The 12,017-nt window shown below is 44.8% G+C and carries 11 protein-coding genes and 1 pseudogene; 3 read left to right on the top strand and 9 right to left on the bottom strand.

From position 1 onward, the window contains the following. The first annotated feature begins 115 nt into the window (after positions 1–115). Complete coding sequence (locus tag T538_RS0108865) at positions 116–910, top strand: carboxylesterase family protein (protein ID WP_051655990.1); 795 nt, start codon at positions 116–118, stop codon at positions 908–910. On the opposite strand, the gene tsaA is transcribed toward T538_RS0108865, so the two are convergent. Then, the gene (tsaA, locus tag T538_RS0108860) at positions 903–1,607 is read right to left on the bottom strand and encodes a tRNA (N6-threonylcarbamoyladenosine(37)-N6)-methyltransferase TrmO (protein WP_031533412.1); all 705 of its coding nucleotides are present in this window, start codon (positions 1,605–1,607) and stop codon (positions 903–905) included. The two genes, T538_RS0108865 and tsaA, sit on opposite strands and share 8 nt — an antisense overlap. Before the next feature lie 163 nt (positions 1,608–1,770). Here tsaA and T538_RS0108855 point away from each other — a divergent pair, with 163 nt between their 5' ends. Next, positions 1,771–2,076, top strand: coding sequence for a rhodanese-like domain-containing protein (locus tag T538_RS0108855; RefSeq protein ID WP_231497092.1), 306 nt, complete (start codon positions 1,771–1,773; stop codon positions 2,074–2,076). Positions 2,077–2,103: 27 nt separating this feature from the next. On the opposite strand, the gene T538_RS0108850 is transcribed toward T538_RS0108855, so the two are convergent. The 7 genes from T538_RS0108850 to udk form a co-directional block, all read right to left on the bottom strand. Then, complete coding sequence (locus T538_RS0108850) at positions 2,104–2,820, bottom strand: LytR/AlgR family response regulator transcription factor (protein WP_031533416.1); 717 nt, start codon at positions 2,818–2,820, stop codon at positions 2,104–2,106. Continuing rightward, a complete protein-coding gene (locus T538_RS17725; protein WP_051655989.1) occupies positions 2,789–3,880 on the bottom strand; it encodes a sensor histidine kinase in 1,092 nt (363 codons plus the stop codon). The genes T538_RS0108850 and T538_RS17725 overlap by 32 nt, the downstream gene beginning before the upstream one ends. Positions 3,881–3,916: 36 nt before the next feature. Continuing rightward, entirely contained in the window at positions 3,917–6,067 is a 2,151-nt protein-coding gene (locus tag T538_RS0108840; RefSeq protein WP_051655988.1) for an outer membrane beta-barrel protein, read from the bottom strand. 191 nt (positions 6,068–6,258) lie between these two features. Continuing rightward, on the bottom strand, positions 6,259–7,728 hold the full coding sequence (locus T538_RS0108835) for a chitobiase/beta-hexosaminidase C-terminal domain-containing protein (RefSeq protein ID WP_031533419.1): 1,470 nt from the start codon (positions 7,726–7,728) through the stop codon (positions 6,259–6,261). 56 nt (positions 7,729–7,784) lie between these two features. Next, a complete protein-coding gene (locus T538_RS0108830) occupies positions 7,785–8,618 on the bottom strand; it encodes a bifunctional metallophosphatase/5'-nucleotidase (RefSeq protein WP_031533421.1) in 834 nt (277 codons plus the stop codon). Next, positions 8,618–9,391 carry a 5'-nucleotidase C-terminal domain-containing protein gene (locus T538_RS0108825; protein WP_031533422.1) on the bottom strand — a complete coding sequence of 258 codons (774 nt, stop codon included), beginning with the start codon at positions 9,389–9,391 and terminating at the stop codon, positions 8,618–8,620. Before T538_RS0108825 ends, T538_RS0108830 begins: the two co-directional genes overlap by 1 nt. A gap of 8 nt (positions 9,392–9,399) precedes the next feature. Further along, a complete protein-coding gene (gene udk, locus T538_RS0108820; protein WP_031533423.1) occupies positions 9,400–10,023 on the bottom strand; it encodes a uridine kinase in 624 nt (207 codons plus the stop codon). Positions 10,024–10,164: 141 nt separating this feature from the next. Between udk and T538_RS0108815 the strand changes: the two genes are divergently transcribed. Further along, positions 10,165–11,346, top strand: a complete 1,182-nt coding sequence (locus T538_RS0108815) for a phosphoribosylaminoimidazolecarboxamide formyltransferase (RefSeq protein ID WP_031533424.1) — start codon at positions 10,165–10,167, stop codon at positions 11,344–11,346. Positions 11,347–11,770: 424 nt separating this feature from the next. Here the strand turns inward: T538_RS0108815 and T538_RS18900 are convergent. Next, positions 11,771–12,017 (bottom strand): annotated as a pseudogene (locus T538_RS18900) (transposase); the annotation flags it as partial.

Genomic DNA, 12,017 nt, shown 5'->3' with positions numbered 1-12,017 from the left:
ACTTAAATAGCTAAATAGAGGGGATGTTTCATTACATCTCCTCTATATTTTTAAATTCTCCGACAAGATTTTTTTCAGCCAACTATAAATTAAAAACAACATTGCTATAACCATCATGAGAAAAATTCTGTTCATACTCTCATTTGTTCTTTGTCTATGCGCCTACGGGCAGGGCTACCATCTTGGAGTAAACAAGAGCGTGGCTATAAAGGGCAAAGTTGAAAACGGATACAACTTCTGGTTGTATAGCCCCGACTCGCTGCAAGCATCGGAAAAGAAACCGCTCATTATCTTCCTGCACGGAAAAAGCCTGTCGGGAACAGACATGAACCGCGTGCTCAGATACGGAACGATAAAAGCTATAAACAAGTATCATCTGGCAATAGATGCCTACGTCATCGCACCGCAGACAACAAACGGATGGAATCCAGACAAGATTATGAATATCGTGAACTGGATGAAGTCGAACTGCAATATCGACACAACCCGAATCTATGCCCTCGGAATGAGCATGGGCGGATACGGAACTGCCGACCTCTGCGCTGCATATCCCGACAAAATTGCAGCCGGAATAGAGATTTGCGGAGGATGCTCGCGACGCGATGTGTCGGGGCTGAGCAAACTGCCTTTCTGGATTTTTCACGGAACAGCCGACAGAGCCGTGGCCTACAACACGGCAACAACGCTGTCTGAGAAGATTAAACAGAACGGCGACTCACGACTTCTGTTCACAAAACTGAAGGGGTACAACCACGGACAGCCAGAGCGCATCTTCAACATAATCGAGACATACGACTGGCTCATGTCGCACAGCCTTACGGATGAGGACCGCCCCGTAAACAAGGACTACTACGATGTTATTACGGTAGAAAAACTAACATTCAAGGCGAACAGCAACTATACTAGATAACCGTAATTTTGTTTTCGGAAACCACAAAATGAATGTCGATGCTGGCAAAAGTCATTCCGTACACGCGGCTAGCATCGTGCTGATAGTGTGGTCGCGGATCGTTTGAGAGAATCTGTTCGAGTGCCATAATCTTTCTTCGAGCCTCGTTTGCTCCAAATTTATCGGCATACAAACTGGCAAGGCGTTCTTCTGCGCCATCGGCATAACACACATCAAGCAAAGGCTGATTCTGCTGAATGGCATCGGTAAAGCCTCCGACGGCATCGGGTATGCTATCAGCATAAGGAAGATAAGGCTTGACATCGTAAATTGGAGTACCGTTCATAAGGTCGGCACCTTCGACAACGAGCACGGGCGCATCGGCACAATCAAAATCGATGGAAACGAGCCTTACAACCGACAATCCTATCGCATTAGGACGAAACGGCGAGCGAGTGGCAAAGACTCCCACCCTTTTGTTTCCGCCAAGGCGCGGAGGACGAACGGTCGGACTCCACTTGTCCTTGTGGGTTTCAGAAAAATCCCACAGTAGCCAGATATGACTGAATCCGTCGAGTTCTCGGAATGCTTCCGGGTTGCGGAATTCGTGGGCGAAAACAATGCGGGCGGTAAGTTCTTTCACAACACCGCTCTGGCGAGGAATGCCGAACTTTGAGTCAAAATCACATTCAATATGCGCTATGGGTAAAATTTCCATATCTTTATTTCAAAAATTATTACAAAGTTAAAATGAATATTTGTATTTTTGCAAAAATCAATAAAAAATGAAATCTAACATAATACTATTCATCTTATCAGCACTATTGTTTTTAGGATGCCAAAAGAACAAATGCTATACTATAAACGATGGTTTTAAATCAATGAAACCAAACTGTTTTGAGAAGGCAATCAGAAAAGACAACGTAACGATTGTTGACGTGCGGAAGATAAGCGAGTTTGTCGAAGGACACATAGACGGAGCAATAAATATCGATGTGCTGTCGAGCGACTTCAGAAACCGAGCCTTGGCAATTCTGCCGAAGGAGAATGTCATTGCGGTTTACTGCCGAGGCGGAAAACGCTCGAAAAACGCCGCACAAATTCTTATCTCCGAAGGATACGATGTGATAGAACTAGACAGCGGTTTCCTTGCATGGGAAAAAGCAGGAAAGCCTATAGTGAAATAAAATTCACCATAGGCTTTTCTTTTTTCCTTATTCGATCTTAGAATTGAAGTCGTCGAGATAGTTTTCTGAAATCGGAATCAACTCGTCGCCGATTTTTATGCGGTTGTGCTCAATGCTCTCAATCTGACTTATTGCCACGATATACGAGCGATGCACGCGGCAAAACTGACTCTGCGGAAGTTTCTCCTCTATCGCCTTCATGGTTGAAAGGGCAATTACCGGGCGACCTCCCGATGCCAGATGAATGCGCACATAATCTTTCATTCCGCTTATGAAAAGGATGTCGTCGAGGTTCACCCTTACCTGACGGTAATCGCTCTTTACGAAGATGAAATTGCGCTGCGCATCCTGTACCTGTGCCAACGACATCTCGCTGAGTCTTTCCTGCTGCTCGAACCATTCCTTGCCCTTCGTTACTGCCTTCAGAAAAGCCGTGTAGTTTATCGGCTTCAGAAGATAGTCGAGGGCGTTAACCTCGTAACTGTCCAAGGCATACTCGCGGAATGCTGTTGTGAAGATTATTCTCGTCTTCCCGCTTACGAGCCTCGACAGTTCAAGCCCCGTTATCCCGGGCATATTTATGTCGAGAAAAAGCAGATGAACATCGTCGTTTATTGCCCCAACCGCCTCCATCGGGTCGAGATACGATGCCTGAAGTTGCGTGAATGGAGTTTTCTCGATGAAATTCTTCAGAAGTTTTATTGCCAGCGGCTCATCGTCGACGATAATGCAGTTTAGAGTCATACCTTTTTTGGTTAAAGAGTTTTATTGATGCCCGATATTTTCCGTCGCCAGTCAGCCCGTAAGTATATTCATAACAGGCGGGATAGATTATGTCGAGTCGTTTCTTCAGATTCGATATTCCCACTCCGCCCTTGTGAGCGTTGTTCACCTCGCTGTCTTTTAACAGAGTGTTGGTAACGACGAATGTGATGGCTGAATCATCTTCAGAAACATCAATGTCTATCGACGAATTTACCTTGCTGCTCGCGCCGTATTTGAAGGCATTCTCGACAATCGATATATAGAGCATCGGAGCAATCTTGCATTGCATGTTAGCGACATTCACACTTACGTTTACCGAAAGTGTAGATTCGTCGTAGCGCAACTTCATCAAATCAACATAATTCATTATGAAGTCTATTTCTTTCTTCAACTCAACCTTCGGACTCGTTGTGTCGTAGATGACGTAACGGAGCATGTCGCTAAGTTTGCTGATTGAAAGTTGAGTGGCATCGGTATCGAATGTTGAGAGCGACGAGATGTTGTTGAGCGTATTGAACAGAAAATGCGGATTGAGTTGGCTTTTCAGTTGTTCAAGTTCGGCCTGAATCTGAAAGTTACGGCGTTCAAGCACTTCCTTCTTCAGTTCGGTGTTTGCCTGTAACGCCCTGAATCCAACGGCAACAAAGACAACGAGAATATTCGACAACAGCTTGATTAGCACCACAATAAGTCCAGTTCCGTTAAAAACGAATTTCCAGCCCATCTTGCTGTTTATGTAAGACACTATACATTCGGAAATCAGAAATACGACAAACGTAATGGCAAAGAACTTGGCATACTTACGGCACATAAAATAGCGCGGAACGGTGATGTCGTAAGCCACGCAGAACGTGAGAATTGTCATCAGATTCGTGCTGTAATAGAATCGCGAGTCGTAAAAGGCTGCGACAAACCGCTCAGCCGTAGGAGCGCCGTCTCCGAACACTCCTATGAGCGGTGCTGCAAGGATTACGAGTATGAACACGAATCCCAGAATCTGTTGTCCTTTAGTTGTCTTTAAAATTGTGTATTCATCCATACAGATAATTTGTTTGGCACACAAATATACACTTTTTTACTTGAATACACTGTTTATGCCGCTGTCTTTTGCTTCCTTAACGTCCTCGTTGCTTATTCTTGAGGCATTGCTGCTCTTTGGCTTCAGATTTCCGAGGCGGATGTTTGCCGTGAAGATAACCGAGCGCATGTTTACTCGCACATCAGAAATGCTGCTGAAGTCTGCGCCGCGAGTTTCGTCCTTAATCTTCATTATCGATGCAAACGGATTTATCGTGTTTACAGACAGGTTTACTCTGTCCTTGCAAAGCGACTTGCTAAGGTTCAGACCATGAACGCTGATTGCCGGACTCTTTCCCTGCAACTTAAACTCAGGCGTGTTTGTAAAGCAGAAGAGGCTCAGTTTCAGTTTCCACCACAAATCCTGCTGAATGTTTGCCATGAGAGAACCTTGCCATCCGCTGTTCGAATAGCCCAGAACATCGCTTCGGAGGTCGGCATAACTAACCGAGCCGTTAATCATCGCCTTCGTCTTTGGCGTTAGGGTAACGCTACAGAAGAGGTTGAGCGACGTGTTGCGCTTCTTGGCGATGTTGCCGTAGGTTGTATGCATTACGTCGTTCTCGCTGAACGAATATTTCTCGATGCTGTTGTTCTGGAAGTTGTGACGGAGCGATGCGTTTATCATCACCTTCTGACTGAACATTCCGTAAGAAAGCTGAATGTTGTGAATCTTCTCAGCCTCCAGATTTGGATTTCCATACTCGAGCATCGTTGGATTCTGAGTGTTTACATACGGATTGAGCAGAGAAATGCCCGGACGGCTTATTCGCATGTTGTACGAAAGTCCGAGGTTCTGCATGTTCTTCAGATTCAGACCGAATGTCACGGTTGGAACTACATTGTCGTATCCGATAGAAAAATCGTTCTCCGTACCCGTAATCTTCTGGCTCGTATGCTCGTATCTCACTCCTGCCTTCGAACTGAACATCTTGTAGTTGTAGCCGTAACTTGCATAGAGCGCGCCAATGTCGTTGGCGTTGCGATAATTCAGAAGCGATGTGTTACTTGTGTTTCGGCGGAAGATGTACTTCGCTCCCGTTTCGAGTCGCATTGAAGATGAAAGCGGCAGATTGTAATCGGCCTGAAGCGTATTCTCGACCATATTGCTGCGGTTTATCTCGCTATACGCAGGCATATACGCAACCGAATATTCACTCTCGCTCTCGGTACGCGTTGGCTGACTGCTCAAGCGATAGGCAAGCATCAGACTATGTCCGTTTCCACCACGGAAATTATGCTTGTAGTCGGCTCCGGCAAAGAAATTATTGTTGCGAGTGCGATTATTGCTGTGTGTCGAGTAGTTTGAATTCTGCGCGCCTCTGATATCCGTCAAGGCATCGCTCCAAGTGTGCTGAGGAGTAAACGAGACGCCGCCATTTACAGAAAACGAGTTGAGCGAATCTACATCCACGCTGATGTCGGTGTTGGCATTTATAGAGTTTGTCCAGCCCTTTGTAAGCGATTTGAAAGTCTGCTTTGTGGCTGTTGCCATATTGTCGTACTGATTCTCGATCTCAATTTTAGGCTGAATAAGATAATTGTCGCCTACGTTGAACGAAACCGTAACCTTCTTCTTCTGGATTGTCGAATATACTCCACCGCCGTTTACGCGGTTTCCGCCTATGGCATAGATGTTGGCCAGATAGCCTTCCATGCTGCTGTCGGTAAGCATCGTAATGTTAAGGATTCCGCCAGTACCCTCGGCATCGTACTTTGCGCCCGGATTTGTAACGACCTCGATATTCTTAACCACTGATGCCGGCATTGCCTTCAGAATCGTGCTCGGATTCGAACTAATCATGGCATTCGGCTTGCCGTTTACATAAACTTTGAAACTGCTGCTTCCGTTTACCTTGATGTTATCCTGACCGTCTACCGTCACCATCGGAACCTTACGGAGCATGTCGAGCACGTTGTTTGTCTTAGCATCCGAATCGTCCTTCACGCTGTAGGTAATCTTGTCCGACTCGACCTTTACGATGCGCTTCTGTGCCACGACCTCAACGTTCTTCAGCGTGTCTTGCATAGCAGCCCATGAGTTTTCGAGCGAATCGAGCTGATGCTCAGTCATGTAACTTTGTGCAAAGGTTCTGTTTGCCGATAGCAGCGAAACAGTAATCAATCCTAAAAAAATCTTCTTATTCATATTTGTTTCTTTTTATTTTCTGCAAAAATAATCTATGCTGTATCATCATTAAAATATTTTCGACCAAAGGGGATTTTCGTTCGACAAAAGTTCACCCTTGGCATCAATGCCGTTTGGTTTTACACAGAAAAATCCGCCGGAAAAGCGATTATTTCCGACGGATTTATTTTATAATGATGTCCGATAATCAATTACTTGTTGAAGTACTTCTTTCCGTTGATTACGACAATACCCTTAGTGTCTGGAGCAACCTTTACACCGTGAAGGTTGTAAGCCTCAGAAGTCTTAACATCGGCAGAAACGGCAGAAACACCTGTTGCCCCGGCAGCCTTTATAGCACGAAGGTAGATTGTTCCCTTCTTTGATGAGACGCCGTTAACAATTCCCTCGATGTCGTAAAGCTGACCTTCCTTTGTAAACTCGCTCTCGGCAGGCAATTCAACCGTGCCAACGTTGCTAAGAGATACAACCTCATCGCCTTTATAGATTAAATACTTTTTATTTTCAACCTTCAAAGAAACGCCTGAAATCTTAACAAGATCGAAGATGTGCTGACAATTGATTACCTCGGCAAGAGTTGCAACAACAGGCTCGGCAACCACGCCTGATTTTGTAATCTGCAAAGCAGAAACATCTGTATACTCGGCATCTGCCTTAGACTCGATAAACTCTGGCAGAGAATTGTAAGACTCTGCACAACCCTTTATTGTTCCGTTAAGAATGTCGTTAGTCTCAACCTTGTTTTTCAAGCCTGACATCTTGTAAAGTTCGATGCACTTGCCGTCCTCGCGCAAGAAAACCAAATCGCCGATAGCAAACAGAACCTTTGCATTATTCAATGTCAGAGTTGAAAAGTCCTGATAAACAGTTCCGGTCTTGTCCGAACTCCACTCAATAAGGTTTGAGACAGTGAATGGAGTAACCTTGTTTACTTCGAAACTTGAAACAAAACTTGCCTTCTCACCCTTAACAGCGATTGCCTTGATTGTTGAAGTTGCAGAAACCTCGAACTCGTTAACATACCTTAGGCTTGATGTTGTAGGCTCAGTTCCGTCGAGAGTATAGTAGATGTCTGTACCCTCGTCGCCTGTTATGCTAACCTTTGTTGAAGTCTCGAACACCTTTGATGTTGCAGAAATTACAGGCTCGTTAACCTTGCTTTCATCAACCTCGTAGAAATGGATTTTCTGTATCTGTGCATTATGTGCACTTAAAATCTTGTAGGTATAAACCGTTCCTGCTGCCTGATATTCCGATTTTATATCAAATGCAGCAGTAATATTAGCACCTTTCACCTTGCTACTTACTTCTTTATCACCAACAAGGATATTTGCTTCCGTACTTTTTGAAGCTCCTTCATCACCTACAACTTCGATTCGTGCAACCTTGAAATTCATTGCAGGAAGTTCAATGGTAGAATTTTTCTTACCAATAAACAATGCTGTACCTCCCGAGATATAATAGGCTTTATCCGCAGCAGTCAACTTTATGGTATACGTACCATCTGTAAATTCACCACTCTTAACGCCATCTGCCGAATTAGAAGGCAGGCCCCAAGTCTTTGCACCATTGGTAAAATCCAATGTAACTTTCTGAGCACTTACGGCAGAGCACATCAGCAATGCGGCAAATGCAAAAATTGAACGTAAGAAATGTCCCATAATAAAAAAATTTTAGTTAATTATTATTTTGATTATTTATATGTAAAACCGAATTATCATTCAACTTCGAGGACAGACTTTGCCACCCAGCGTCCGCTCTTTCCCATCTGGAAGTCGGGAACTTCCTTTCCGTCGGCATCCTTTACATAAAGCGGCTCGGTAAAATAAGTGTGCGAATGTCCTCCAACAACATAATCGATGTAATGTGTCTCTGGAATAAACTCTTTATTGTCTGAACCAAGAATGTCCCAACCAAGATGAGAAATGCAGATTATGACATCGCACTTTTTAACGTCGTGCAAGTATTTTGTAACCTTGTTAACAGCCTCTGAAGGCTTGATATACTTGGCATTTCCGTAATTTACATGTGCCACGAGTCCTGCAAGCCGTGGACTTACTCCAGTGATGCCAATCTTCTTGCCGCCACGCTTTACGATGATATAAGGCTTAACGATATTCTTAAGGCAAGTCTGGCTGAAATCGTAGTTGCAGCACACAACCTTGAACTTTGCCATCTTGAACAGGCGAGCCATATTGTCGAGTCCAAAATCGAACTCATGATTGCCAATTCCGCAGGCATCATATTTCATCATGTTCATGAGTTTAACCTCAACCTCGCCCTTGAACTGGCTGTAATAGATTGAGCCTTGAGAGAAGTCGCCGTCGTCGAGCAGAAGCATGTCTGGATACAGTTTGCGCTGCTCGCGTATGAATTTTAAGCGACGCAGATATCCGCCCTTGTCAGCCATATCGGTTGCAAGATTTGCATTCAGCGGCTCAACGCAACTGTGCGTATCGTTTGTATGAAAGATAACAATCTCGGTTTTCTTCTGCGCAAAAGCCGAAATTGCCGTACACAGAAGCATTATTGTAAGAAAACGTCTCATCATCATTCTACTAATTTACATCTGCCGTCCTTTGCGGCACTAATCTTACGTCCTTCGGAATGAAGGCGTTTAATGTAATTAAGGATAACCTCGCGCGCAAGCACGTTCTTTATTTCCTTCTTTATCGACTTTTTGAAATGTTCAAGATAGTCGTTGCCCTCTGCCATGTAATCGGTTGTGCAGATTACGTATTCCTTGTCTGGGTCAACAGGCTCGCCGTTGATGGTTGCCTTGCGCAACTTTTTGTCGCGAGTGATTTCGAGACGGACATTGCGGCTCTGACATTCGCCGCCAGTGAATGCGATATCCTCAAAGAGTCCAACAACATCGCTTCCCTTCAGCGTTACAAAGGCAACGAGATTGTTGAACGGCGCAAGAGCCAAGATGTCGCCGTTTCTCACAACGCCTTCGGGAATGTCGGCACGGTTTCCGCCCATGTTAAGGACTACAAAATCGGCTTTCTGACCGTAGCGTTCGCTCTCGTCAAAAAACGTATCAGCCATAAAATTGCCGAGCGCACTCTCCGGACGAAGGTCTACGCCGCTTTTCATGAATGTCTCACTGTATCCTACCACAGGCTGAAGAATACTGTCTACCTTCTGCTTGTATGGAGCCAAGAAAGCAACCGCATCGGCTTCGGGATTCTTGTCTAGTTCGTTTGTAATTTCAAATCGGGTTGCACTTTTAAGTCTTACCTTGCTCTGTGCAAAGGCATCGGAACTCGGAACGAGCACCAATGAGGCAAGAGTCAGATATGTTAATATTTTTTTATTCATCTGTCAAATCAGATATTTTTTCGTTTCAACAAAATTCTCTCAATGTAATGACACATAAGGTTTATCGCCCTCTTGTTGTGTCCGCCCTGCGGAATGATGATGTCGGCATTCTGCTTTGTAGGCTCAACAAACTCCTGATGCATAGGCTTCAGGACTGCTTCGTATCGCTGCAAAACCATCTCTACGGTTCTGCCACGCTCAACAATGTCGCGCTGAATAACGCGTATCAGGCGGTCGTCGGCATCGGCATCGACAAAGATTTTCAAGTCCATCAAGTCGCGCATCTCCTTGTTGTACAGAGCAAGGATTCCCTCTACAATGATAACTTCTTTTGGCTCAACGTGTACCGTTTCAGGCAGACGGTTGCTTTCGATATACGAATAGGTAGGTTGTTCAATCGCCTTTCCGTTTTTCAAGTCGCTTATCTGCTTTGAGAACAGTTCCCAGTCGAATGCGCTCGGATGGTCAAAGTTTAGTTTCCTTCGTTCGTCCATCGTGAGATGCGTTGTATCGTTATAATACGAATCCTGACTGATAAGTGCCACCTCGTCCTTAGGCAAACGCTCTACAATCTTGCGTGCCACCGTGGTTTTGCCACTGCCCGTACCACCTGCAATTCCAATAATAATCATGCTACTATCTTTAGTTACAATAAAAACCTTAATTGCAAAATTAGCAAAAATTTCTGTTGTGAGAAAAATATTTTGCCATTTCTTCAAAATGTGTTATCTTCGCACCATTATTAAGCAAAACCAAACATAATTATAGAATAAATGAAAGAATTAGCTTTAAAGTACGGATGTAATCCAAACCAAAAGCCATCACGCATTTATATGGAAGAAGGCGAACTTCCTATCGAAGTTCTTAGTGGAAAACCGGGTTACATCAACTTTTTGGATGCTCTGAACAGCTGGCAGCTGGTTAAGGAGCTGAAGGAAGCGACAGGGCTACCAGCCGCAGCATCGTTCAAGCATGTTTCGCCAGCCGGCGCAGCAGTAGGACTGCCGATGAACGACACCCTGAAGAAAATCTACTGGGTTGAAGACGCTCCGCTGCCCCTTACTCCAATAGCAACGGCATACGCCAGAGCACGCGGCGCCGACAGAATGTCGTCATACGGAGATTTCATCGCACTCAGCGACACTTGCGACGAGGCTACGGCAATGCTCATCAAGCGCGAAGTATCAGACGGCGTAATCGCTCCAGACTTTACACCTAAGGCTCTTGAGATTCTAAAAGAAAAACGCAAAGGCACATACAACGTAATAAAAATAGACCCTACATACGTTCCTAATCCTATAGAACGCAAGCAGTGTTTCGGCGTTACATTCGAGCAGGGCAGAAACGAGATTAAACTTAACGGCGACGAACTTTTCGCCAACATTCCAACCGACAACAAGAACTTTACAGACGAGGCTAAGCGCGATCTTATGATTGCCCTCATCACACTGAAGTACACTCAGAGTAACTCTGTATGCTACGTCAAGGACGGACAGGCAATCGGCATCGGAGCCGGTCAGCAGAGCCGAATCCATTGTACTCGCCTTGCAGGAAACAAGGCTGACATTTGGTGGCTTCGCCAGCATCCAAAGGTTCTTAACCTGCCATTCGTTCCTAACATCCGCCGCGCTGACCGCGACAATACCATCGACATCTACATCAGCGAAGACCACGACGATGTATTGGCTGACGGCGTATGGCAGCAGTTCTTCACAGAAAAGCCTGAGGTTCTGACAAGAGAGGAGAAGAAGGAGTGGATTGCAAAGAACACTAACGTTGCTTTGGGTTCTGACGCATTCTTCCCATTTGGCGACAACATCGAAAGAGCGCACAAGAGCGGCGTTCAGTATGTAGCACAGGCTGGCGGTTCTGTTCGCGACGACCATGTTATCGAGACTTGCAACAAGTACGGCATCGCTATGGCATTCACTGGCATCCGCTTGTTCCATCATTGATTTTCCCCTTCGGAAACTAAATATAAAATCAGCGGACTTTCTCACGAGAGTCCGCTGTTTTTTTCTTTTTCAAAACAAAGGTTTGTCATATCCTAACATAAAATGTGTTGAATTCGGCTGAGCCAAGAACTCCGATTTTTTTATTAGCCTTAAGTCTTAAAAACTCAACATTACCGGCATTTCAAATTATCAATACATCAGTTCGGCTCAATTATTATTCTCACGTATCTTGCATACGTCTTACAAGAATCCATCTTGGCACGATTTTTCAATTTTCAACTTTTCAAGAAACATTATCAATTGTCCATTGTGAATTGTCAATTGTGAATATTGCTGTCCGGTAAAACTCAAAAGGCAATAAAAATCCTCCCCGAAGCCCAGTAAATATGCGCCTCGGGGTCTTTTTTAAAAAAAGTAAGCCCCCTCAATCAAAAAATGTGGGTTCTGGTGGTGCTTTCTGCGTCTCTTTCGCAACTATGTCATTCCAAGTTCTGTCTGGTTTTTCCATAAACCGAATGAAGTCGATGTAGTACATGAGCGTAAGGCGTATCATGGTGACAACTTGCGAGAATGCGCAGTTTCGTTTTATGCTTCTTGAGAGGACCGTTATGAGCAGATTGGCAATGAGTACGACCCACGTCTGTACTTGTATGGCATTGACGCTGTCACCA

Source organism: Bacteroides sp. Ga6A2 (genome assembly GCF_000702225.1).
Classification (GTDB): domain Bacteria; phylum Bacteroidota; class Bacteroidia; order Bacteroidales; family Bacteroidaceae; genus Ga6A1.
The sequence above is the reverse complement of the archived record's forward strand: the minus strand, read 5'-3'. Positions and strand labels throughout refer to the sequence as shown.